This window comes from Bradyrhizobium erythrophlei, from assembly GCF_900129505.1.
Classification (GTDB): domain Bacteria; phylum Pseudomonadota; class Alphaproteobacteria; order Rhizobiales; family Xanthobacteraceae; genus Bradyrhizobium; species Bradyrhizobium erythrophlei_D.
The window spans coordinates 4454064-4476753 of sequence record NZ_LT670818.1; the positions used below are offsets into that span (position 1 = coordinate 4454064).

Here is a 22690-nt window from a genome sequence, read left to right on the forward strand (position 1 = left end):
AATTCAGGGATCAATCAGCACGCCCGGGTTCAGCATGCCCTGCGGATCGAGTTCCTTCTTGGCCGCGCGAAACGCGGCCGCGAACAGCTCCGGACGCTGGCGGTCGTACCACGGCCGGTGGTCGCGGCCGACGGCGTGATGATGGGTGATGGTGCCGCCGGCCTCGATCAGCGCGTCGCTCGCTGCGTTCTTGATCGCCTGCCATTGCTCCAGCAGCGCACCGTGGCGGCCCAGTGCGTGGAAGGAGAAATAAGGGGCAGGTCCGTCCGGGTAGATATGGGTGAAGCGGCAGGTGACCTCGCCCTTGACGCCGGTCGCTTCCAGAATCGCGCGCTCCGTCGCCGCCTTCACCTTGTCGTGGAAGCCTTCGAACCGGTCCCAGGTGATGGCGGTCTCAAAGGTGTCGTTGATGAGGCCGGCCGGGGTCAGGAACTCGCGCGCATAGGGCATGCGGATGAAGGCATTGCGCCAGATGCCGGCCGCGCCTTCGAGATGCGCGTCGCCGGCCTTGGCCAATTCGGGCGTGCCGCCATGGTCGGCGCAGCATTCGAGCGCGCGCACCATCCGCTCGTCCATCGGATGATCGCCGGATTCAAAGCCGAGCACCATGATGGCGACGCTGCCGTCGGCCGCACCGGTGTTGAAGGCCTCCTGCGGATCGAGGATGCGGCAGTTCGACGGATAGAGGCCGGCTTGCGCGATGGCGCGCACCGCACGGGCGGCGGCGAAGAAGTTCGGAAAACGCACCGATGCGCCGGCGCGGAATTTCGGCCGCGGCTGCAGTCGCATCCAGGCGCGCGAGATCACCCCGAGGGTTCCCTCCGATCCGATTAACAACCGGTCGGGGCTGGGCCCGGCACCTGATCCCGGCAGGCGGCGGGTTTCCAGAATGCCGCGCGGGGTCACCACGCGCAGGCTTTCGACGAAATCATCGATATGGGTATAGAGGCTGGCGAAATGGCCGCCCGACCGCGTCGCGATCCAGCCGCCCAGCGTCGAATATTCAAAACTCTGCGGAAAGTGCCGCAAAGTGACCCCATGCGGCTTGAGCTGGTTTTCCAGCGACGGACCAAAGGCGCCGCCTTCGATCAGCGCGGCGCGCGAGGCCTGGTCCACTTCGACCACCTTGCCGAGGTTGCGCAGATCGAGCGTGACGGCGGCCTTGTAGCGGACGCCGTCGGCGCGCGGCTCGACACCGCCGCAGACGCTGGAACCGCCGCCGAACGGCGTCAGCGAGGCGCTCGCGCCGCCGGCCCAGTCTATCACGGCGGCGATGTCGGCTTCGTCGCGGGGATAGGCGACGACGTCGGGCGCGCAATCATAGTCGCCGAGCAGGGCGCGCACATAATCCGGGTACGATTTGCCGTAGGCATGCGCGGCGCGGTCGTAACGGTCGGTGGTGCAGAAAGCGGCCAACGAGGAGGGCGGGGTTATGCGCGGCGCGCGCAAAGCGAGATCCTCCAGCCGCGGCACGGCAATCGTTTCGAACCTGTCGCGGGAGAATTTCGCCCGGTAGCGGCCGAGCACGAAGGCCTGCTCGGCCTCGGTCATGCCCTCGCCCTCGCGGCCCCAGCCGTAATGCTTGAGCCTTGCGCCGGTCATGGTCGCCTCCTGTCGTTTCCGCCCGGAATTTTCTGCTTTCGGAGCAGTCTCTCGCGGTCCGCCGCGCCCGGCAAGCCCCGCCGACGGTACTTGCGAGGGCAGGGTGGGACCACCATGTGTTTTGTCCCCTGAGGAATTACCCATGCTGGATCTTACCCGCGATTCATTCGACGAGAGCCACCCATCGCAAGCCGCCCAGCCGGCGGCCGCCGACGATCAGGCCTTGCTCGATGCCTATTCCAATGCCGTGATCGGCGTGACCGAACGCGTCGGACCCGCCGTGGTCCGCGTTGAAACCGGCGCCAAAGCGCCGAACGCGCGCGAGCGCGGCGGCCTCGGTTCGGGTATCGTCATCTCTCCGGACGGGCTCGTGCTCACCAACAGCCACGTGGTCGGATCGTCGAAAGAGATCAGGCTGCGCGACATCGAGGGCATCGTCACCGACGCGCGCGTGCTCGGTGTCGATGCCGACACCGATCTGGCGCTGTTGCGCGCCGACGGCGTGCGGGATCTGCCCTACGCCTCGCTCGGCGATTCCAAGACGTTGCGGCGCGGCCAGCTCGTGGTCGCGATTGGCAATCCGCTCGGCTTTGAATCGACCGTCACGGCGGGCGTGGTGTCGGCGCTCGGCCGCTCGATCCGCTCGGTGAGCGGCCGGACCATCGAGGACGTCATTCAGACCGACGCTGCGCTCAATCCCGGCAATTCCGGCGGCCCGCTGGTGGCGTCATCCGGCAAGGTGATCGGCATCAACACGGCGATCATCAACGGCGCGCAGGGCATCTGTTTCGCGGTTGCCAGCAACACCGCGCAGTTCGTGCTGTCGGAAATCATTCGCCACGGCTATGTCAGGCGTGCCTATATCGGCGTGTCCGGCCAGACCGCGCCGGTGCCGCGACGGCACGCGGTGGTCGCCGGCGTCGACAACAAGATGGGCGCGCTGCTGGCGCAGATCGAGCCGGACGGCCCGGCGGCAAAGGCGGGCCTGTCGCCCGGCGACGTCGTGGTCCGGCTGGACGGCGTCGTCGTCAACGGCGTCGACGATCTGATCCGCGTCCTCGATCGCGATCGGATCGGGCGGACGCTTGAGATGGATGTGCTGCGCATGGGGCGCCTGCGCGGCATCGACGTTCATCCAATCGAACGCAAGCCGGTGGCTCGTCAGGGATCAGCCCGCTAGCGCCGCCGGGGCGCGTCTGCCGGTGCCCACGGTCCCGGCGGTCTGCCCTGCCGACCCGCCGTCTTGACATTTTCGAGACCAGCTTCGGTTTTTGCCGTCGGCCGGCAATGCCCGATGTCAGGGATTGCGCCGGCCGGGTAAATGGCTGACCGCCGGTCGGCGCAGCGATGGCCAAGAAGTGCCTGCGGCACAGCGTTTGCTTGCGTTGGAGCTGGTCGGGCCGCTGCCATGAATCGGACGACCGCCCAGGTTCGCAGCGAACTTGGCCGCTAACGGCGATCGGCTCCCACCTACTTTAGTTGCGCTAACGCGAATGCGATGCGGTTTCGCTTGCCGAGCCTGCCTGCGCAGCTAAAATGCCGGCAAGGCTGAATAATGGTCAAGAATAACAATGGAGAGAAACGATATGAAAAAGACATCCCCGTCGCCCGTATTTTGGTCATTGCGAGGACTTCTCGGCGGAACCGCGCTCGGCCTGTTGGCGATGGCGTCCGGCCAGGCCCTGGCGGCGGATCCCATCAAGATCGGTGTCATCGCCGAAGCCCAGGCCATCGCCGGCGCCTCAATTCCGCAGGCGGCGCAGATGGCCGCCGATGAAATCAACGCCAAGGGCGGCGTCGACGGCCGCAAGATCGAAATCATCACCTACGACAACCATTCCTCATCGGCCGATTCCGTTCGCGCCTTCCAGCGTGCGGTGAACGAGGACAAGGTCAATATCGTGATCGCCAGCTACATCAGCGAAGTCGTGCTGGCGCTGGAGCCTTGGGCGTCGCGGCTGAAGACGCCGTTCATCACGCCGGGTGCGGCGTCAAACGAGATCAGCAAGAGTGTTCATTCCGATTACGAGAAGAACAAATACACCTTCCACGGCTACCTGACCTCGGCCGCGCTCGCGCTGTCGGTCTGCGACGCCGCCAAGGAATTGCTGGTCGACGAAAAGCACATGAAGACCGCCGTCATCATGAGCGAGGACGCAGCCTGGACCAAGCCGCTCGACGTCGGCTACGAGGAATGCCTGCCCAAGATCGGGCTGAAGGTGCTCGACCACATCCGGTTCTCACCCGACACCACCGACTTCACGCCGATCTTCAACAAGATCGAAGGTGCGAAGCCCGACGTGATCATCACCGGCATTTCGCATGTCGGTGTGCAGCCGACGGTGCAGTGGAAGAACCAGCAGGTTCCGATCCCGATGCTCGGCATCAGCTCGCAGGCCACCAACTCGACCTTCGGCAAGGACACCAACGACGCTTCCGAAGGTGTACTCTATCAGGGCGTTTCGGGTCCGGATGTTCCTGTGACGCCGAAGAGTCTTCCGTTCACGCAAGGGTTCAAGGCGAAGTTCGGCAACTTCCCGTCCTATGCCGGCTACACTTCGTATGACGAAGTCTACTACATCGCCGATGCCGTGAAGCGCGCCGGCTCGACCGACGCCGACAAGCTGGTCGAGGCGCTGGAGAAGACCGACTGGGAAGGCACCATCGGCCGCATTCAGTTCTACGGCAAGGACGATCCGTTCACCCATTCGATCAAGTACGGCAAGGGCCTGATCACGGGCCTGATGCTGCAGTGGCAGGATGGCAAGCAGGTCGCGGTCTGGCCGAAGGAAGTCGCCAAGAGCACGCTGAAGTTCCCGAGCTTCATCAAGGTTACGTCGAACTGAACCTCGAATGATCATGCTCCCGGAGACGCGCCCCGGGAGCATATTCGCTTTTGCAATTTTCTAAGGAGTGAGGCAGCGGTGCTGCCGCGGCCAATATAGATGCTTGCTTTTCAGATCCTGATCGATGGCTTTGCCATCAGCGCGTTGTATGCCCTCGGGGCTACCGGCTTCACCCTGATCTTCGGCGTTTCCGGCGTGCTCAACCTCTCGCATGGCGCCATCATGGTGCTGGCGGCGGTGGCGGCATGGGCTGCAGCCTCCACGCTGCATTTGAACACCTATGCCGGCGCGCTGGTCGGCGTTGCGGTTGCGCTGGTGGCGGCGTTCGCCACCTATTTCGCGGTGGTGCAGCCGATCCAGAAATCGCGGCGAATTCCCAACGAGGAAAAGGAAATCTTCGTCCTCACCGGCACCTTGCTGTGGGGGATCATGATCCAGGAGCTGATCGCCTATTTCTTCACCAACAATGCCAAGACGGTATTGCCGATCGTCGAGGGCGTCGTCGACATCTTCGGCGTCCGCACTCCGAAAAACGAAATCTTCACCGCATTGGTCTGCTGCCTCGTAATCGGGCTGCTCTGGCTGATGGTGAACCGCACCCGCACCGGCAAGGCGGTGCTGGCGGCGTCGATGAACCCGCGGGGTGTCACGCTGCTCGGACTGGAGCTCACCAGCATCTATATCGTGGTCTGGGCGATCTACGGCATTCTCGCCGGCATCGCCGGCGTGCTGCTCGGCATGTTCTTAGGGGTCAGCTCCTATAGCGTCGGTCCCCTGACCGCGAGCGCATTCTCGATCGTCGTGCTGGGTGGCCTCGGCAGCGTATCCGGCTCGCTGATCGCGGCCTTCGTTGTCGGTTACCTCGAGACGCTGACCGCCTATCTGGTCTCGCCGGCCTACCGCACCATTCCGGCGCTGCTGCTGCTGGTCATCGTGATGTATATCCGGCCGCAAGGCCTGCTCGGGAGGCGATGAGCATGGCCCGTTTCTTCACATCGCGGCTGTTCTTGATATCTCTGGTCGTGGTCGTCGTCGCCGCGACGTTGCCGCTCTACGTCTCCGGCTACATTCTAGGCCTGCTCACGGTCGCCTATTATTTCGGCGTGTTCGCGATGGCCTGGGACCTGCTGTTCGGGTTCGCGGGCGAGGTGAATTTCGGACCAACCTTCCTGATCGGGGTCGGCGCCTACACCGCCGGCATCCTCAACAACCAGTATGGCTGGTCGGTGTACCTCTGCATCGTGCTCGGCGCGATGGCCTCGGTGCTGGCCGGCTTCGTGCTGGCGCTGCCGGCCTTGCGGGTCCGCGGGCCCTATTTCGGGCTGACGACGCTGGTCGCCGTGCTGATGCTGCAGAATTTCATCGTCGTATTCGCCGATCTCACCGGCGGTGAAATCGGCCTCACCATCCCGGACGTGATCACCATCAATGCCGGCGCCAATTACTGGATCGCGCTCGGCTTCATGACCATCAGCGCCATCATCCTGTATGGGCTCTCGCAGTCGCCGGTCGGCCTGGTGCTGCAGGCGAGCGGACAGGATCCGGTGCAGGCCGGCGCGCTCGGCTTCAACATCGTCAAGCACAAGCTCGCCGCCTTCGTGGTCAGCGCGTTCTTCTCGGGGCTCTCGGGCGCGCTGCTGGTATTTTACTTCGGCACCGCCTCGGTCGGCACCGTCGTCGACGTCGCCGTCGGCGTCAACGTCATCGTGGCCGCGGTGCTCGGCGGCCGCCGCACCGTGCTCGGGGCGGCACTGGGCGCGATCTTCCTGATCGTCGCCGGCGAATTCCTGCGCCCGACGGGAGAACTCGCCACCTTCATCGTCTCGGCAGTTGCACTGTTAGTCGTTCTGTTCTTCCCCGGTGGTTTCCTCGGGGCGGCCCTGTCGCGCGAGGCCCGCTCGTGATGGATGCGACCACCAACCATCCGCCGGTTCTCGAAGTTCGCGGCCTGACCAAGCGTTTCGGCGGCCTCACCGCGGTGAAGGGCCTCAGCTTCGATCTGCGCGCCGGTGAAATCTTCGGCCTGATCGGCCCGAACGGGTCCGGCAAATCGACCGCGATGAAGTCGATCATGGGCATCGAGCGCCCGACCTCGGGCGAAGTCATTTTTCAGGGCGAGAATGTCGCCGGCATGCCGCCGCACAAGATCGCGCGCAAGGGCTTTGGCATGGTGTTCCAGCACTCGCGGCCGCTGAACCGGCAGACCGTGCTGGAGAACATCATGGTAGCACTTTTGCCCGACAGCCTGTTCATGCTGTTCGCCGACAAGGCGCTCACCGAGCGCGCGAAGTGGATCGCCAATCGTGTCGGCCTTGGCGCCGTGATGGATCGCCGGCCGCCGACCTTGCCGTTTGCCGACCTGCGCCGGCTTGAACTGGCAAAGGCGATCGCGCGCGATCCGAAGGTGGTACTGGTCGACGAACCCTTCGCCGGGCTTACGCTCGCCGAAGTCGGCACCTTCTCCGAATTGATCCGCAGTTTTCGCGACGAAGGCCGCGCGGTGCTGCTGGTCGACCATAACGTGAAGAGCGTCGCGGCATTGGTCGACCGGGTGCTGGCGATGTATCTCGGCGAGGAGATCGTCACCGGCCGCGCCGACGAAGTGATGCGCAACGAGACCGTGCGCCGGGTTTATCTCGGCGGCGCGATCGAGACTTCGGCGCGCCCGGAGACCAGCTTCAAGGACAAGGTTCCGCTGCTGCAGGTCGAGAATGTCAGCGTCTATTACGGTAAGGCGCAGGCGCTGGAAAACGTCTCGATCCATGTCCACCAGGGCGAATTCGTCTCCGTGGTGGGGCTGAACGGCGCCGGCAAGACCACGCTGTTCAACGCCATTTCGGGATTTCTCCCCTACACCGGCGAAATCCTCCGCGATAGCGAGAAACTGCGCGGTACCAGCCCGGCGCGGATCGCCCGCAGCGGTATCGTGCAGTGCCCCGAATCGCGCGAGTTGTTCGGCGAGATGAGCGTGCGCGAAAATCTCGATCTCGGCGGGCAACATTTGTCGGAGGAGGCAAAGGCCAAACAGCTGGCGTGGCTGTTCGAGCTGTTTCCGATCCTGAAAGAGCGCCAGAACCAGATGGCGCAGACCCTGTCCGGTGGCGAGCAGCAGATGCTGGCGATCGGCCGGGCATTGATGATGCAGCCGAAAATCCTGATCCTCGATGAACCGACGCTGGGGCTGGCGCCGGTCATTCTCGAACAATTGTCGAAGGCGCTCGAGAAATTGCGCACGACGACCGCGATTACGGTGCTGTTGGGCGAGCAGAACGTCACCTTCGCCCTGCCGCATGCCGACCGGGTCTACGTGCTCGAGCATGCGCGGATCGTCTGGGAAGGCGATCCCAGACGTTTTGCCGAGGAAGCCGGCACCGGCTATCTCTGAGATCCAAATTGTGAGCCGCGCGCCGCGCCGATATGGTTACGACCAAATCTTCCGAGGAAAATCCAAATGGCCAGACGCCTGATCGACATCTCGGTGCCGCTACAGAACGACGTGCCGGCCGATCCGCCGGGGCTGCATCCGCTGATCCAGTACAGCGACCATCAGCAGAGCCTGCCGCGCATGCTCGGCTTCTTTGAAGGCCTGAAGGCCGAAGACCTTCCGGATGGCGAGGGCTGGGCGATGGAGACCGTCCAGCTCTCGACCCATAACGGCACCCATCTCGATGCGCCCTACCATTATCACCCCACCATGAATCGCGGCGAGCGGTCATGGACCATCGACGAGGTGCCGCTGGAATGGTGTTTGCAGCCCGGCGTGAAGCTGGACTTCCGCCATTTGCCCGACGGCTATGTGGCGACGGCAAAAGATGTCGAGGACGAACTCAAGCGCATCGGCCACACGCTGTCGCCGCTCGAGATCGTCGTGGTCAACACCAGCGCCGGCGCCAAATACGGTCGCCCGGATTATGTCAATTCCGGCTGCGGCATGGGTTATGAGGCGACGATGTATCTGCTCGAGCGCGGCGTGCGGCTGACCGGCATCGACGGCTGGAGCTGGGACGCGCCGTTCGTCTACACCGCAAGGAAGTATGCCGAAACCAGGGACGCCAGCCTGATCTGGGAAGGCCACAAGGCTGGGCGGCACATCGGCTATTGCCACATTGAAAAGCTGCACAATCTAGAGCAATTGCCGTCGACCGGATTCACCGTGTCATGCTTCCCGGTCAAGATCGAGCGTGCGTCGGCGGGCTGGACCCGGGCGGTGGCGATCATCGAAGGCTGAGGTATCTTTTGTTTGACGCGTTCTCTTGACGCGAACCGGCATCCACTTCGCTCGAAAACGCTATGGAGCCGGCGCCCCTGGAGAGCGGCTCATGATTCCAGGCCGGGCACTCACAGCGGTTCGTCATCGGTTGTCGACGGTTGCTCCTGCAATGAAACGATATCCCCGCCGCCAAGATCCTCTTCGGCAGGCGGGTAGGCGCGCGCCTCGAGATTATCCAGTACTTTCTTGACGCCCGGAACGTTTTCCGCGGCAATGATCGTGGCCTGCCGGGCGTTCTTGCTGGCGACGACACCGTCCAGGCTCACGACCCCGTCCCGGGCCGTGACCTTGAGCCTGCAGGGCGCCCAGGCCGCGCCTGCGATGGCCGCGATGACTTGCTCGCGAATACGGTCGTCATCCGACGATGGGCTCGGCCCATGGCGGGCGAGGTCGGCGAGGGCGGGCAACAAATCCGAGCGGGTCACGATCCCGACCATGCGATTGCCGCGCACCACCGGCAGGCGTTTGACGTTGTTCGATTCCATGATCTCGACGATCCTAACGAGCGGCGTATCCTCCGATATGGTCAGGGGATCCGGCGTCATGATGTCGCCGACCTTGCGGCCATGGGCATGAACGAAGTCCGCTGCGACCCGGTCGGCGCCGACCAGGAAGCTCAGCCACCGGCCGCGTTTTCGCTGCGTTCCGAGCTCCGCGCGGCGAATAAAATCGCCTTCCGAAATGATGCCGATCAGTTTGCCGTCCGTGTCGATCACTGGCAGCCCGCTGACATGGTGCCGCAGCATAGTGTCAAGCGCCTCGGCGATCGGTGCATCGGCACCGATCGCGATGACGTGCTGGGTCATGATTTGATGCGCGCGCATGAAGGGGTCTCCAGGCCCAAGATTCGAAAGACTGCCCGGACAAGCTAATGGAAGAAGGCGCCCTTGGCTTGATCAGAGTCAACGGCAAGACGCCTGCAGAACGGCGCGGAGAGGCACGGCGAACGGCAATCGTTCGTGCCCGACCGTCGGTGCATTCGGCAAAAGCACGCTGGCCCTTGTCAGCACCGAACCCGACGTTCGTGGGATCGCCGCTTCAGCACGACCGGCTGAAGGCGCATGACGGTTTCAAGACCGCCAAACATGAAAATCAACAGAAGGATTTTTACCGTTTCGCTTGCCATATCGACACCCGCGAAGGATTGCCGCGCCCTCAAGAGGCCCCTCTTAATATAGGAACGTAAAAGCCCGGCCCGTTCTTGCTCCAGATCAAATATTCGGCAAAAAAAAACATCGTCCCGCTGCTCACGCCACCGCCGCCTGTTTGGTTTCCTCCAGCGCCGCGGCAATCGCATCGTCGACGCGCTCGAGCCAGACGAATTCCAGCCGGTCGCGGGCGCCTTGCGGAATGTCGTCAAAATCCCGCCGGTTCCGCGCCGGCAGCATCACCCGCGTCAGGCCGGCCGCGGCGGCCGCGACCACTTTCTCCTTGATGCCGCCGACCGGCAGCACCAGGCCGCGCAGCGAGATCTCGCCGGTCATCGCGGTGTCGCTCCTCACCGTGCGATTGGTGAGCAGGGAGGCAAGCGCGGTGAACATCGCGACGCCCGCGCTCGGCCCGTCCTTCGGCGTGGCGCCGGCGGGGACGTGGACGTGGATGTCGCTCTTCTCGAACAGCGCGGGATCGATCCCGAGCTGGGCGGCGCGGCTCTTCACCAGCGTCAGCGCGGCCTGCACGCTTTCACGCATGACTTCGCCGAGCTGCCCGGTCAGGATGAAGGCACCTTTGCCGGGAACCCGCGTGGCCTCGATAAAAAGGATGTCGCCGCCGACCGGCGTCCACGCGAGCCCGGTCGCAACCCCGGGCACGCTGGTGCGCATGGCAATCTCGCCTTCGAAACGGGGCTGGCCAAGCACACCCGTGAGGTCCTTGGCCGTGATGGTGACCTTGTTCGACGAGCCCTCGGCGATCTGCACCGCGGCATGACGCAGCGCCTTGCCGATTTCCCGCTCCAGCGAACGGACGCCGGCCTCGCGGGTGTAACCCTTGATCATCAGCCGCAACGCTTCCGTTTCGATCTCGGCCTGTTCCGGCTTCAAGCCGTTGGCCTCGAGCTGACGGCGAACCAGATAGCGCCGCGCGATTTCGAGCTTTTCATCCTCGGTATAGCCCGCCAGGCTGATGATCTCCATGCGGTCCTGCAGCGGCCCCGGGATCGTGTCCAGCATGTTGGCGGTGGCGACGAACACCACGCGCGACAGATCGAAGGGAACGCCGAGGTAATTGTCGCGGAACGTCGAATTCTGCTCGGGGTCGAGGACCTCGAGCATCGCGGCCGATGGATCGCCCTGGATGCCGCGGCCCATCTTGTCGATCTCGTCGAGCATCATCACGCAGTTGCGCGCGCCAGCCTTCTTGATGCCCTGGATGATGTTGCCGGGCAGGGCGCCGATATAGGTGCGGCGGTGGCCGCGGATCTCGGCCTCGTCATGAACGCCGCCGAGGCTGACGCGGACGAACGGCCGGTCCATGGCGCGAGCGATCGACTGCCCCAGCGAGGTCTTGCCGACCCCGGGCGGTCCGACGAAGCACAGGATCGGCGCCTTGCCATGCGGCGCCAGTTTGCGGACCGCCAGATATTCGACGATCCGGCTCTTGATCTTCTCCAGGCCGAAATGATCCTCGTCGAGGATGCGTCGCGCCTCGGCGATATCGATGGTCTTTTCGGGCGGCAGCGCCCATGGCAGCTCGATCAGCCAGTCGAGATAGCTGCGGACCATGCCGGCCTCGCCGGCTGCCTCCGGCATCCGCTCGTAGCGGCGCACTTCCTTGCGCGCCTGGCTTTCCGCCTCCGAAGGCATCCCCGCCTTGGCGATCGCCTCGTTCAGCTCCGCCACCTCCTGCGCCTTGCCGTCGCCTTCGCCCAGTTGACGCTGGATGGTCGCCATCTGCTCGCGCAGGATGGCCTCGCGCTGACGTTCATCGAAGGTGGCCCTGGTCTTCTGGCCGATCTCGGCCGTCAGCCGCAGCACTTCGAGCCGCTCGGCGAGGTGCCGCGAAACCTTCTCTATGCGCTGCGCAAGGTCGATGGTCTCCAGGATCTCCTGCTTGTCCTCCGGCTTGATGTCCATATAGGCGGTCGCGAGATCGGCCAGCGCGGCCGGCGAGGTGGTCGACTGGAACGCGGCAAGCAGCTCCGGCGGCGCCTGCGGCAGTAACTGGATGGTCTCGATGGCCAGCCTTTGCAGGTTGAGGAAGCGCGCCTCGATTTCCGGCGAGCTCGTGGTGGGCTCGGGAATATGCAGCACCCGCCCCACTGGGAACGGTGTGCCCGGAAGGAAATCGAGAATGCGGGCGCGCTGAATGCCCTGGCAGATGATGTGGTGGGTTTCATCCGGCGCGGTAATGTAACGGACGATATTGGCGATCGTGCAGATGCGGTGCAGTTCGTCGGGAGCAGGATCGTTCGCCTCGGGGTTTCGCTGCAATACGATCCCGACCGGCCGCTGTTCGCGCAACGCCTGTTGCGCAGCGGCGATCGATTTCGGCCGGCCGATGGTGATGGGAGCGACGACCCCCGGAAACAGCACGGTATTACGCACGGGAACGATGATCAGGGCATCGCTCGGGATCGGCACCGACTCCGCCGGGTTGGCGGTGGACGACGACGTTGAGGCGGGCTCTTCGTTGGCTGTCGACATGACGACCCTCTTTACACAGACTTTGTCTTCACAGAGCCTTGGCCAGGCGCAATACGATGCATCCATTCACGGCGAAGCGGCTGACCGCGTAGCGTCCCGTGGGCAGTATAATGCGGCGTTCGAAGCGACCTTGTGGAAGCTCCAGCCGGTGAATCCGGGCGTTGCGCAGTTCGACGGGCAGCACCCGTTGTCCGCTCACGACAAGCGTTCCGTTTTCGATTACGGCTTCGACATGCTCCGGATCGACGCCGGGAAGCGCGACGAGAATCAGAATCTCCCGGTCGGTTTCCAGCACGTCGATCGGGGGTTCCCAGCTGGGCTCGCGGGAGCCTGCCCTCGACTGCAGGCTGAAGAACTGCTGGCGCAGCCGTTCGGCGCGCGCCAGTGAATCGATCGCCTCGGACAACATCCAGTTGACGGGGTCCTTTGTCGACATGGGCTCTCTCGCGTTTTACTCAAATTTCCGAAATGATCGCTAGGCGCCATCCTAGCGCCGATCAATGGCACCCGGTGGGTGCCGCTGGAATAGTTCTATGCTTGCGCCATCCCGTCAATCAGGCGCCAGGTCGGAATGGGAGGTGGCAGGGGGGTCACCTAGAAGGTGGGGGGAGATTCGGACCGCATTCCTGCGATAATGCCGGCGGCAATCTGCATGGTCGCGCCGATCGCCCAGCAGAAACTGATCAGGATCGCGGTTCCCGCGCCCGCCGTTTCGTCCAGAACAATGCTGGAAACCGAGATAACGGCAGCCACCGAGGCGAGAAAGGTCCCGGCCGCGCTGAGCAGCTCCACGGTATCCCAGCTGGAACCAAGTCCATGCCGCAGGAGCAGATGCATCTTGTGATCCGGGGGAACGCGAGGCAGGTCGATCCCGAGATAGAAGCCGGCGCCGCCGCATACCATCATGGCCAAGACGGTGGCGGCTGAACCGACCAGGTCGATGTTGGCCCTTCCCACATGCGCGACAACGAACAGACCGCACGAGGCCCCCCGTCAAGGCGAGCCCGATCCGTTCCAGAACGTGCGCCCATCAACTGACGGCGGAGCGCGTTTCCCATGGTTCCTTGCGCTTGTTCATGTGGTTTGGTTACCGAACCGGAACTGGGGCACCATTGACAAAGATCAAGCCCGTCCTTTCCGCGAAAGCATGGGGGGATTTCCCCGCATGCTTGACGAGCATCAAAGTGGACCGCTGGTTTCCGGCCAGTATCGCGCCTGGACGGCTTGACCGTCTTCCAGCCGGCCGGAGGGCAATTGACCCAAGCACAGACAACGAGCCGTAGCGAGGGCATGTCCTTGCGGCAGATGCTTCCCAGTGCCGTCGCAGGGTCGCTTGCCGGCGCAAGCATTCCTTCTTCGGCGGGCTCTATCAGAAAATCGTGATCCGGCGCTGAGGCGGTCGCGGGTCTAGGGTGCCCCCGCCGCCAGCCACGCCGCAATCTGGGTCCGCTCTTCGCCGGTCATCTCGGTGACGTTTCCCGGCGGCATCGCGCTCGACCACGCCGCGTTGCGTCCGATCAGGCGGGCGTTACGGCGAATATGTTCGGCATCATCGAGCAGAATGCCGCGCGGCGCGGTCACGATCGTCGCCCAGACCGGCTCGGCGCCGTGGCACATGCTGCACCGGGACAGCACGATCTCCTCGACATTGGCGTAGGTGGCCGGTGCCGCCAGCGCACTCGCTTTCGCGCCGCGGGGGCCGGCCGCGGACAGAAGCGCGATCGCGACCATGCCTGCCGCGGCGGCACCCCACACCCACCACGGCGATTTCCGTCCGGCGTGGCGCTCGTTGAAGAAATGCCGGATGATCGGGCCCAGCGCGAGCACGATTGCCACGATCAGCCAGTTGTAACGGGTCGCAAACAACAGCGGATAGTGATTGCTGATCATCAGCACGATGACCGGCAGCGTCAGGTAGTTGTTGTGAACCGAGCGCAGTTTGCTGGCCTTGCCGAGTTCCGGGTCGGGCGCCTGGCCGGCCAGCAGCGCCGCCACGATCTTTTTCTGGTTCGGGATGATCACCGCGAAGACGTTGGCGACCATGATGGTGCCGACGATCGCGCCGATCTGGTTGAACGCGCCGCGCCCGCTCAGCACGTGGGTGAAGGCGTAGGTGAGGCCGACCAGGAACAGATAGCCGCCGAAGGCGAACGGCAGCTCGTGTTTGGCGAGGCCTGTCCTGCAGGCGCCTTCGTATAGCAGCCACGCCAGCGCGAGGCTGCCGAAACTGAACAATCCGGCCTGCAGCGGCGTCAGGTCGATATTCGCCTTGTCGACCAGGAAGAGCTCGGCATCGAGATAGTAGACGACAACCATGAGAGCAAAGCCGGATAGCCAGGTCGTGTAGGCTTCCCATTTGAACCAGGTCAGTTCGTCCGGCATTTTCGCCGGCGCGACCAGGTATTTCATGATGCGGTAAAAGCCGCCGCCATGAACCTGCCACGCCTCGCCGGCAGCGCCCTCAGGCAACTCGCCGTGTGGCTTCAGGCTCAGGTCGAGATGAATGAAATAGAACGAGCTGCCGATCCATCCGATGGCAGCCACCACATGCAGCCAACGGAGGATCAGGCTCGCCCACTCCGTCAGTATGGACCCCCACATCACAGCCCCTTGCTTCCAACCGCCGTCGCAAAAACCCCGATTTTGCCCGATCGGACTTTAGGACTTGGGGTTGATCCACCGCAATGTGGAAGCTGCCACTTTTTGATGCAATTAAAGCGCAGATTTCGGCGGATCGGGTTATTCCCCAGCCAACGAAGAGCGTGAGCGCTCCGGCCCAGCACGTCGCAGGACCGGATCTGTCGACGGAAGAACGAGATCGGTCATGAAAAATCTGCCTCTCGCAAAAGTCTATCAGCTGCTGGAGCCGGGCCCGGTCGTGCTGCTGACGACGGCGCAGAAGGGGCGCGCCGACGTCATGACCATGTACTGGCACATGATGGTCGAGTTCGAGCCGCCGCTGGTCGCCTGTGTCGTCAGCAGCGCCGACTTCAGCTTTGCGGCGTTGAAGGCGACCAAAGAGTTCGTCATCGCCATTCCGGCGCTGCACCTGGCGCAGAAAGTCGTCGACGTCGGCAATAGCTCCGGCCGTGAGGTTGCGAAATTCGAAAAATTCGGCCTGACGCCGCGCAAGGCTGCACGCGTCGCAGCACCCCTGGTCGCCGAGTGTTTCGCCAATCTGGAATGCGCGGTGGTCCATACCCGCCTCGTCAACAAATATAATCTGTTCGTTCTCGAGGTGATGAAGGCGTGGAGTGACCCGAAGCAGCGAAACCCGAAAACCATCCACCACCGTGGCTACGGCAAATTCGTGGTGGATGGCTCCGTGATCAAGCTGAAGTCGAAAATGCGCTGACGGCTTCGTGCAAATCAGGCTTCACTGACCCGCGGGCGCCGACAGTCCGCCGTTCTGATAGCGCGACCAATCCTCATATCGCTGTTGTTGCGACCAGCCCGGTTGCATCGGAGCCGGCGCGGGATAATAGGCGTTGGAGTTGCGGTACTGATCGGCCGCCGGTGCAGGCGAGCGGTAAACCTTGTGCGCTTTGTGGTGCTCGGCGGCCGCGGCGATCTGGATCGTCGACGCAGCAAGCAGTGCCGAACCGAGAATTGTCAGGATTGTTCTTTGCATCGTAAATCTCCCATGGTCAGGCTTGTTGCGCAGCGGGCGAAGCCTGCTGCCTCAGTGCCTTCGTGCCCTGAGATAACGATGGGTCACCGGGATTCTTACACCTCCGACCATCACGAAACGGCGAGCAAATTTGTTGGTCAATGGTGTTTTGCGACCAAATATTCGGCAGGCGAAGGCGCGGAAGCTCTCTCGACTTCCCCCGGCCGATCCGCTTCAATGGATGCCGGACGTATCGTTACCCCTCGAGCGAAGTCGATGAACAAGCTGGTATTTGCCATTCTGGTGATCGTGGTGCCGGTGTCTTGGCCGGCTCTGGCGCAAACCAAGATCTTGCCCAAGAGCGTGACCTCGCGCGTCGACAATTGTGCGCCGATCGGCCGGACCGCGGACGGCAAGCTGGTTTACTCGATGAAGTGCGAGAACTTGCCGGTCCCGCCGGCGCCGCCGCAGGCTGAAGTCGCGCCGGCACCCGCGCCGCCGCCCGAGCCGGAAGTGCAGCGGAGCGGGATTTTCGGCTTGTCCTATGAAAGAAAGCGGCCGGACGAATAGCCGCCGCCGCAACCAAAAACGAATTATCCCGTTGCGACAGGTGGATCGGCCTTTGCCGGCGGCTGCAAAAGGCCGTAGAATTTTGCCGGTCTGGAATGTTCCTTGCTCTCCAAACGTTTCCTTCAACGCTCTGCGTTCACCATCACGGATATCCTGAATGAGCCAACTCATCGTCCACGCCGGCGATTTCACGTTCCAGGCCCGCTTCGAGGAGCAATTGGCGCCCAAGACCTGCGCGGCCTTTCGTAAAGCCATGCCGTTCGAGAGCCAGGCCATCCATGTGCGCTGGAGCGGCGAGGGGGTCTGGATGCCGCTCGGAGATCTCGATTTCGGCGTCAGTTACGAGAACCACACCAGCTATCCCGCGCCCGGCCAGATCATCCTCTATCCCGGCGGGATCAGCGAAACCGAAATTCTGCTGGCCTATGGCGGCGTGCATTTTGCGAGCAAGATGGGACAGCTCGCCGGCAATCATTTCATCACGCTGACCTCGAACCTGGAGAATTTGGCCACATTCGGCAAGACCGTGCTGTGGAAAGGCGCGCAGAAGATTCGCTTCGAGGAAGTGTAAGTGGCCGACGCCCGATATCCCCGGGATCTCCACGGCTACGGCCGCAACCCGCCCGATCCGCACTGGCCCGGCGACGCGCGGGTCGCGGTGCAGTTCGTGGTGAACTTCGAAGAGGGCGGCGAGAACAACATCCTGCATGGCGACCGGGCGTCGGAGGCGTTCCTGTCCGACGTGCTGGGCGCGCAGCCCTGGCTCGGTCAGCGCCACGCCAATATCGAATCGATGTTCGAATATGGTTCGCGTGCGGGCTTCTGGCGGCTGTGGCGGATATTTGCCGAGCGCAAGCTGCCCGCGACGGTGTTCGGCGTCGCGACCGCGCTGAAGCGCAATCCGCAGGTGGTCGCTGCGATGAAGGAGGCCGGCTGGGACATCGCCAGCCACAGCCTGCGATGGGTCGAGCACAAGGACATGTCGGAAACGGAGGAGCGCGCCGAGATCGCGGAAGCGATCCGCATCCATAGCGAGGCCACCGGTCAGCGCCCGCTCGGCTGGTACACCGGGCGCTCGTCCATCAATACGGTGAGGCTGGTGATGGAAGCGGGCGGCTTCCTCTATTCCTGCGATTCCTATGCCGACGATCTGCCGTACTGGATCAAGGGAGCGGCGGGACCGCACCTGGTCATTCCCTACAGCCTCGACGCCAACGACATGCGCTTTGTCAATCCGCAGGGGTTCGGTGGCGGCGACGAGTTTTTCACCTATCTGAAGGACAGCTTTGACGTGCTTTACGCGGAGGGCGAGACCGCGCCGAAGATGATGTCGATCGGCCTGCATTGCCGCGTCGTCGGACGTCCCGGGCGTGCGGCTTCCCTGATGCGGTTTCTCGACTACATCCAAAAGCACGAACGGGTCTGGGTGCCGACCCGGCTGCAGATTGCGCAGCACTGGCACGCCAATCTGTCCCATCTCGCCGCCGACGCCTTCGATATCGGACCGTGAGGGCGGAAATGTCGCAAAAGACGCTCGCCGATCTCAATGCCTGCAGCAAGGACGACTTCGTCGCCGCACTCGCCAATATCTTCGAATACTCGCCGTGGATCGCCGAACAGGCCGCCTCGGCGCGGCCGTTCGCCGGCGTGACATCATTGTTCGAAGCCATGAAGGCCGCGGTTGACCGCGCCGCGCCCGAGCTTCGCCTCGCTTTGATCAAGGCGCATCCCGATCTCGCCGACAAGACCCAGCGCGCCGCCGGCCTCACCGCGGAATCCGATGCCGAACAAAACAGCGTCGGCCTCGACCGGCTGTCGGACGCCGAATACCAGGCGTTCGAGCGCGTCAACAACGCCTACCGTTCGAAGTTCGGCTTTCCCTACATCGTCTGCGTCCGACGGCACACCAGGGATTCGATCCTGCGCGACTTCGAGCGCCGCTTGCCGAACGATGTGAGGTCGGAGATGCAGCGTTCGATCGCGGAGATCTGCCGGATTGCCGCGTTGCGCCTCGACCAGCTCGTGGCGGGCGATGACCGCCTGCACGTGCAAGGGCGGCTGTCGACCCATGTGCTCGACACCCACAGCGGCAAGCCGGCGGCGGGGATCAGGATCGAACTCGTCGAACTCTCCGAGCTCGGCTTGAGCCGCGTCGTGACGCGCACGATCACGAACTCGGACGGCCGCACCGATCAGCCGCTGATCGGCGGCCGACCGGTTCCGATCGGCCGCTACGAACTGAATTTCAGCGTAGGCAGGTATTTTGCCGCCCGCCAGGTGCCGATGTCGGATCCGCCGTTCCTTGATCAAATCCCGCTGCGCTTTGCCGTGAGCGAGCCCGAAGGGCATCTGCACGTGCCGCTGCTGGTGACGCCGTGGAGCTATGCGACGTATCGGGGAAGCTGAAGCTTCTCCACGTCATTGCGAGCGAAGCGAAGCAATCCATGGCAGTGAACGGCACACTGGATTGCTTCGTCGCTACCGCCCCTCGCAATGACGGCGGCATGGGTGCCGCGTCCGCGCCGGGCCTTTTCAGCCGAACTTCTCCTGCAGCAGCGGCCAAAGCCGGTCCGGCTTGAACGGCACCGCGGTGAAGCGGATGCCGGTGGCGTCGGCGAGCGCGTTGCCGAGTGCGGCGGCCACCGGATTGTAGGGACTTTCGCTCATCGATTTCGCGCCCATCGGGCCGAGCGTGTCCGTTGTGTCGGCGAAGAACACCTCGGTGCGCGGAATGTCCGCGAATGACGGCAGGTGATAGTCGCGGAATTTGGGATTGACCACGCGGCCGCCGTCGTCGATCACCATCTCCTCGTACAGCGTGGCGCCGAGCGATTGCGCCACCCCGCCTTCGACCTGTCCGCGGCACTGCATCGGGTTGGCGACGCGCCCGGCGTCGGCGGCGTGCACGCTTTTGAGGATTTTGATCTCGCCGGTGGCCTTGTTCACGGCAACCCGAAACCCCTGCACGTTGAAGGCGACCGAGCGCGGCGTGCCCGCGGAAGTGCCGGTCGCGGAGAGAAGTTGTCCCTGCGCTCGCGCGGCTTCGGCGAGCTGGGCGTAGGACACAAGCCGCTTGCCGCAGATGGCAACATCGTTTTCGAGCGTGCAGGCCCCGGGATTGGTCTTGGTCGCAGCGGACGCAAAAACGCGCAGCACCTCGGCCAGATTTTCCGCCGCCGCCTGCGTCGCCCGTCCGGCGACGAAGGTGCCGGTAGAGCCGTAGGCGCCGGTGTCGTGGCCGCCATGCGCGGTGTCGGATTGCCTGAGGCGGATCTGATCGACGGTGGTCGCGAGCGCCGTCGCGGCGATCTGGCGGTGCACCGTCGAGGTGCCGTTGCCGAACTCGGCCGTGCCGACGGTCAGCTCGAACCCGCCGTCCTCGCGCAGCGAGATTGAGGCGTCCGCGATATGGCCGTCCGGCGGCACGGTATCGATCATGGTCAGCGCGATGCCGTCGCCGGTGAGCCAGTCGGCCGGGAGCTCGGTTTTCGGCGCGTCGGCCTGCATCGCGCGCTCGACCCAATCGAGGCACTGGTCGAGCCCGTAGGAGCCATAGAGCACGTCGGTATGCGAGGTGCCCGGAGGCGAGAGCATGGGATCGCCTGATTTGACGATATTGCGGCGGCGAATCTCGAACGGGCTGATGCCCAGGCCCCTGGCCAGTTCGTCGATCGCGGCTTCCACCGCGAACAACGTTTGCGGCAGGCCATAGCCCCGGAACGCGCCGGCGGGCACGGTGTTGGTGTAGGCGACGACGGCGTCGACCTTCTTGTTCGGGCAGTTATAGACCCCGATCGACTCGCCGCAGCCATGAAACAGCACAGGTCCCGCATGATTGCCGTAGGCGCCGGTGTTGGAGAGCACGTCGAGCTGCAGCGCCGTCAGCTTTCCGTCCTTGTCGGCGCCGGCCTTGACGGAAACGCGCATGGGATGCCGGGTCGAGGTCGCGATGAACTGCTCCTCGCGGGTGAGTTCGAGTTTGACCGGCCGTCCGGTCTTCAGCGCGGCGAGCGCCAGGACATCCTCGACGAACATTTCCTGCTTGCCGCCGAAGCCGCCGCCGACGCGTTCGCAGAACACCCGCACCTTGTCGGGCGCGAGATCGAAAATCTCCGACAGCGCCCGCCGCGTCAGGAACGGCGTCTGCGTGCTGGAGCGCACATTCAGGACACCGTCGGAATCGACCCAGGCGAGCCCGCCATGGGTTTCCAGCGCGGCGTGCTGGACCCGCTGGGTGGTGAAGGTGCCCTCGTAGCTGACGGCGGAAGCGGCGAGTGCGCGCGCGACATCGCCATACTCGCCATGCGCCTCGGCCACGATGTTGCGGCGTGAATTGGTCACCCGCTGCTCCGGCGTCTTGTCGCCGTGAAGGACCGGCGCGCCGGGCGCGATCGCCTGCGCCGGATCGACCACCGCTGGAAGCACATCGTAGTCGACCTTGAGGCGGCGGCAGCCTTCTTCGGCGGCGGCCTCCGTCTCCGCGACCACGGCGGCCACCTTCTGTCCGATGAAGCGCACGACATCGTCCAGCACGCGGGTGTCGTCCGGGTCCATCCAGGCCCTCTCGTGGCGGGCAGTGGAGAACAGTCTTTGCGGCGCGTCTTCCGGTGTCAGCACCGCGCGCACGCCAGGAACCGCCAGTGCCGCGCTCTTGTCGATCGAAATAATCCTGGCGTGGGGGTGCGGCGAGCGCAGCATCTTGATGTGCAGCAGGCCTTCGATTGACGTATCGAAGGTGTAGCGCGCTTCGCCGCGCACGATTTGCGGTCCGGCGGGCGCCGGCAGGCTGCGGCCGAATGCGGCACCGGCGGCGGCGTTCTCGATATTGGTCTTGCCGTCGAGCGCGTCTTCGATCGCGCGGTAGCCGGTACAGCGGCAGAGGTTTCCCTTCAGCGACGCGCCGAGGTCCTGCCGCTGCGCCTGGTTCAGCGACGCGCAGGTCAGGATCATGCCGGCGGTGCAGAAGCCGCATTGAAATGCCTGCGCGTCGAGAAACGCCTGCTGCATCGGATGCGTGCCGCCGTCGCCGGCGAGGCCCTCGATGGTGGTGACGGCGTGGCCCTCGGCGCGGAAGGCGGGGATCAGGCAGCTGTGCACCGGCTCGCCGTCGAGCAGCACGGTGCAGGCACCGCAGTCGCCGGCGTCGCAACCCTTCTTGACGCCGAAATGCCCGAGCTCGCGCAGGAACGTTCGCAGGCACTGCCCGGCGCGCGGGCTTTGCGAGAACTCTCTGCCGTTGATCTCGAACGTCATGGTTACAGCAAGCCCTGCAGTTCGGCGCGGATTTCCTCGGCCAGCCGCAGCGTCATGTGCTTGCGCCAGGCCGGCTTGCCGTGGACGTCGTCGTGATAGAGCGCGTCGGGAATGTGATGCAGCAGCGCCTCGCGAAGTTCTTTGGTCTGGGGGATCGCGGCAAAGCACAATTGAACGGGCCGCGTCGTCGACGCCGTCACCGTCATCGTCAGATCGCCGGCGCTGCCGATGCTGCCGATCAACAGCGCGGCCGAGCGGCCGACCGGAGTCAGCGAGATCTGGCGAAACGCCGAACGCCGCTTTAGCGCGGCCAGCGGAAGATCGATCTGCCGCAGCAGATCGCCGGACGCCAGCACGTTGCGCTGGTTGCCGATCACGAAATCGGAAACGCCGATCTTCTGCTCACCGCCGCCCGTCTTCCAGATCGTGCAGACGCCGCCAAGCGCCGATGTCAGCGAGATCATCGGCCCGGCCGGCAGTGACATGCAGAGATTGCCGCCGACGGTGGCGGTCTTCCATATCTTGAACGAGGCGAGAAAGGCGCGGCAGCATTGATTGATCAAGGGCGAGGCGAGCCAGTCCGGCGGGCAGGCCAGCGCGTCGAGCTGCGCGACCGTGCAGGTGGCGGCGATCGAGAGCCCGCTGTCGCTGATGGTCAGCGCCGGCCATTTCAAGTCGCTGAGATCGATCAGCCGGGTCAGGTGGGCCTGCGGCTCGGAGAACAGCCAGGTGCCGCCTGCGAGCCAAGCATCGCCTGCCGTCCAAACGGGCAATTGCGCCCGCGAGCTCGGGCGCGCGACTTTCTCAATCGTGTTCAGATCCATGGATAGTACAGTACTTTCAACGAGATGCAACTTTCAGTAAGAAGTCTTGCAAGACCGACGCCAACTCTTCC

21 protein-coding genes are annotated in these 22690 nt (G+C 64.1%); 12 read left to right on the forward strand and 9 right to left on the reverse strand.

Annotated features, from left to right (window positions below; genetic code table 11):
• Positions 1-3: 3 nt before the first annotated feature.
• Positions 4-1602 carry an FAD-binding oxidoreductase gene (locus B5525_RS20680; RefSeq protein ID WP_079567645.1) on the reverse strand — a complete coding sequence of 533 codons (1599 nt, stop codon included), beginning with the start codon at positions 1600-1602 and terminating at the stop codon, positions 4-6.
• A 142-nt stretch (positions 1603-1744) separates the two neighbouring features.
• On the opposite strand from B5525_RS20680, the gene B5525_RS20685 reads away from it, so the two are divergent.
• The 6 genes from B5525_RS20685 (at position 1745) to B5525_RS20710 (ending at position 8676) form a co-directional block, all read left to right on the forward strand.
• Positions 1745-2782, forward strand: a complete 1038-nt coding sequence (locus B5525_RS20685; protein WP_079567646.1) for a S1C family serine protease — start codon at positions 1745-1747, stop codon at positions 2780-2782.
• 406 nt (positions 2783-3188) lie between these two features.
• Positions 3189-4448, forward strand: a complete 1260-nt coding sequence (locus tag B5525_RS20690; protein ID WP_079573611.1) for an ABC transporter substrate-binding protein — start codon at positions 3189-3191, stop codon at positions 4446-4448.
• 99 nt (positions 4449-4547) lie between these two features.
• Positions 4548-5423, forward strand: a complete 876-nt coding sequence (locus B5525_RS20695) for a branched-chain amino acid ABC transporter permease (RefSeq protein WP_079567647.1) — start codon at positions 4548-4550, stop codon at positions 5421-5423.
• Positions 5424-5425: 2 nt separating this feature from the next.
• A complete protein-coding gene (locus B5525_RS20700; RefSeq protein WP_079567648.1) occupies positions 5426-6352 on the forward strand; it encodes a branched-chain amino acid ABC transporter permease in 927 nt (308 codons plus the stop codon).
• Positions 6352-7833: an ATP-binding cassette domain-containing protein gene (locus B5525_RS20705; protein ID WP_079573613.1), complete on the forward strand. Its 1482-nt coding sequence runs from the start codon at positions 6352-6354 to the stop codon at positions 7831-7833. The genes B5525_RS20700 and B5525_RS20705 overlap by 1 nt, the downstream gene beginning before the upstream one ends.
• Positions 7834-7899: 66 nt before the next feature.
• A complete protein-coding gene (locus B5525_RS20710; protein ID WP_079567649.1) occupies positions 7900-8676 on the forward strand; it encodes a cyclase family protein in 777 nt (258 codons plus the stop codon).
• Positions 8677-8786: 110 nt separating this feature from the next.
• Here B5525_RS20710 and B5525_RS20715 read toward each other — a convergent pair whose 3' ends face one another.
• Positions 8787-9542: a CBS domain-containing protein gene (locus B5525_RS20715; protein WP_079567650.1), complete on the reverse strand. Its 756-nt coding sequence runs from the start codon at positions 9540-9542 to the stop codon at positions 8787-8789.
• 47 nt (positions 9543-9589) lie between these two features.
• Here B5525_RS20715 and B5525_RS44155 point away from each other — a divergent pair, with 47 nt between their 5' ends.
• Positions 9590-9904: a hypothetical protein gene (locus tag B5525_RS44155; RefSeq protein ID WP_154073343.1), complete on the forward strand. Its 315-nt coding sequence runs from the start codon at positions 9590-9592 to the stop codon at positions 9902-9904.
• A gap of 61 nt (positions 9905-9965) precedes the next feature.
• On the opposite strand, the gene lon is transcribed toward B5525_RS44155, so the two are convergent.
• The 4 genes from lon to B5525_RS20735 all read right to left on the reverse strand — a co-directional run bounded on the left by lon (position 9966) and on the right by B5525_RS20735 (position 14963).
• Entirely contained in the window at positions 9966-12362 is a 2397-nt protein-coding gene (lon, locus tag B5525_RS20720) for an endopeptidase La (RefSeq protein ID WP_079567651.1), read from the reverse strand.
• Positions 12363-12390: 28 nt separating this feature from the next.
• Positions 12391-12798, reverse strand: coding sequence for an Hsp20/alpha crystallin family protein (locus B5525_RS20725; protein ID WP_079567652.1), 408 nt, complete (start codon positions 12796-12798; stop codon positions 12391-12393).
• Between the two features lie 158 nt (positions 12799-12956).
• A complete protein-coding gene (locus B5525_RS46430) occupies positions 12957-13199 on the reverse strand; it encodes a hypothetical protein (protein WP_244567978.1) in 243 nt (80 codons plus the stop codon).
• A 570-nt stretch (positions 13200-13769) separates the two neighbouring features.
• Complete coding sequence (locus B5525_RS20735) at positions 13770-14963, reverse strand: urate hydroxylase PuuD (RefSeq protein WP_079567653.1); 1194 nt, start codon at positions 14961-14963, stop codon at positions 13770-13772.
• A 223-nt stretch (positions 14964-15186) separates the two neighbouring features.
• On the opposite strand from B5525_RS20735, the gene B5525_RS20740 reads away from it, so the two are divergent.
• Positions 15187-15717: a flavin reductase family protein gene (locus B5525_RS20740; protein ID WP_079567654.1), complete on the forward strand. Its 531-nt coding sequence runs from the start codon at positions 15187-15189 to the stop codon at positions 15715-15717.
• Positions 15718-15738: 21 nt separating this feature from the next.
• On the opposite strand, the gene B5525_RS20745 is transcribed toward B5525_RS20740, so the two are convergent.
• Positions 15739-15993 carry a hypothetical protein gene (locus B5525_RS20745; protein ID WP_079567655.1) on the reverse strand — a complete coding sequence of 85 codons (255 nt, stop codon included), beginning with the start codon at positions 15991-15993 and terminating at the stop codon, positions 15739-15741.
• A 255-nt stretch (positions 15994-16248) separates the two neighbouring features.
• On the opposite strand from B5525_RS20745, the gene B5525_RS20750 reads away from it, so the two are divergent.
• The 4 genes from B5525_RS20750 to uraD all read left to right on the forward strand — a co-directional run bounded on the left by B5525_RS20750 (position 16249) and on the right by uraD (position 18948).
• The gene (locus B5525_RS20750; RefSeq protein ID WP_154073344.1) at positions 16249-16542 is read left to right on the forward strand and encodes a hypothetical protein; all 294 of its coding nucleotides are present in this window, start codon (positions 16249-16251) and stop codon (positions 16540-16542) included.
• Between the two features lie 157 nt (positions 16543-16699).
• Positions 16700-17113, forward strand: coding sequence for a DUF3830 family protein (locus B5525_RS20755; protein WP_079567656.1), 414 nt, complete (start codon positions 16700-16702; stop codon positions 17111-17113).
• Entirely contained in the window at positions 17114-18052 is a 939-nt protein-coding gene (puuE, locus tag B5525_RS20760) for an allantoinase PuuE (protein WP_079567657.1), read from the forward strand.
• Positions 18053-18060: 8 nt separating this feature from the next.
• On the forward strand, positions 18061-18948 hold the full coding sequence (gene uraD / locus B5525_RS20765; RefSeq protein WP_079567658.1) for a 2-oxo-4-hydroxy-4-carboxy-5-ureidoimidazoline decarboxylase: 888 nt from the start codon (positions 18061-18063) through the stop codon (positions 18946-18948).
• Between the two features lie 126 nt (positions 18949-19074).
• Here uraD and B5525_RS20770 read toward each other — a convergent pair whose 3' ends face one another.
• The gene (locus tag B5525_RS20770; protein ID WP_079567659.1) at positions 19075-21795 is read right to left on the reverse strand and encodes a molybdopterin-dependent oxidoreductase; all 2721 of its coding nucleotides are present in this window, start codon (positions 21793-21795) and stop codon (positions 19075-19077) included.
• Between the two features lie 2 nt (positions 21796-21797).
• A complete protein-coding gene (locus B5525_RS20775; protein WP_079567660.1) occupies positions 21798-22619 on the reverse strand; it encodes an FAD binding domain-containing protein in 822 nt (273 codons plus the stop codon).
• Positions 22620-22690 lie beyond the last annotated feature (71 nt).

Bases quoted from the DNA above. Each gene is read 5' to 3' on its own strand.
- B5525_RS20755 (WP_079567656.1), top strand. From the start codon at position 16,700: ATGAGCCAACTCATCGTCCACGCCGGCGATTTCACGTTCCAGGCCCGC.
- lon (WP_079567651.1), bottom strand. From the start codon at position 12,362: ATGTCGACAGCCAACGAAGAGCCCGCCTCAACGTCGTCGTCCACCGCC.
- B5525_RS46430 (WP_244567978.1), bottom strand. From the start codon at position 13,199: ATGCATCTGCTCCTGCGGCATGGACTTGGTTCCAGCTGGGATACCGTG.
- B5525_RS20685 (WP_079567646.1), top strand. From the start codon at position 1,745: ATGCTGGATCTTACCCGCGATTCATTCGACGAGAGCCACCCATCGCAA.
- B5525_RS20715 (WP_079567650.1), bottom strand. From the start codon at position 9,542: ATGCGCGCGCATCAAATCATGACCCAGCACGTCATCGCGATCGGTGCC.
- B5525_RS20705 (WP_079573613.1), top strand. From the start codon at position 6,352: ATGGATGCGACCACCAACCATCCGCCGGTTCTCGAAGTTCGCGGCCTG.
- B5525_RS20725 (WP_079567652.1), bottom strand. From the start codon at position 12,798: ATGTCGACAAAGGACCCCGTCAACTGGATGTTGTCCGAGGCGATCGAT.
- B5525_RS20740 (WP_079567654.1), top strand. From the start codon at position 15,187: ATGAAAAATCTGCCTCTCGCAAAAGTCTATCAGCTGCTGGAGCCGGGC.
- B5525_RS20700 (WP_079567648.1), top strand. From the start codon at position 5,426: ATGGCCCGTTTCTTCACATCGCGGCTGTTCTTGATATCTCTGGTCGTG.
- B5525_RS20750 (WP_154073344.1), top strand. From the start codon at position 16,249: ATGAACAAGCTGGTATTTGCCATTCTGGTGATCGTGGTGCCGGTGTCT.
- B5525_RS44155 (WP_154073343.1), top strand. From the start codon at position 9,590: ATGGAAGAAGGCGCCCTTGGCTTGATCAGAGTCAACGGCAAGACGCCT.
- B5525_RS20770 (WP_079567659.1), bottom strand. From the start codon at position 21,795: ATGACGTTCGAGATCAACGGCAGAGAGTTCTCGCAAAGCCCGCGCGCC.
- B5525_RS20680 (WP_079567645.1), bottom strand. From the start codon at position 1,602: ATGACCGGCGCAAGGCTCAAGCATTACGGCTGGGGCCGCGAGGGCGAG.
- B5525_RS20735 (WP_079567653.1), bottom strand. From the start codon at position 14,963: ATGTGGGGGTCCATACTGACGGAGTGGGCGAGCCTGATCCTCCGTTGG.
- B5525_RS20695 (WP_079567647.1), top strand. From the start codon at position 4,548: ATGCTTGCTTTTCAGATCCTGATCGATGGCTTTGCCATCAGCGCGTTG.
- B5525_RS20775 (WP_079567660.1), bottom strand. From the start codon at position 22,619: ATGGATCTGAACACGATTGAGAAAGTCGCGCGCCCGAGCTCGCGGGCG.
- uraD (WP_079567658.1), top strand. From the start codon at position 18,061: ATGTCGCAAAAGACGCTCGCCGATCTCAATGCCTGCAGCAAGGACGAC.
- B5525_RS20745 (WP_079567655.1), bottom strand. From the start codon at position 15,993: ATGCAAAGAACAATCCTGACAATTCTCGGTTCGGCACTGCTTGCTGCG.
- B5525_RS20690 (WP_079573611.1), top strand. From the start codon at position 3,189: ATGAAAAAGACATCCCCGTCGCCCGTATTTTGGTCATTGCGAGGACTT.
- B5525_RS20710 (WP_079567649.1), top strand. From the start codon at position 7,900: ATGGCCAGACGCCTGATCGACATCTCGGTGCCGCTACAGAACGACGTG.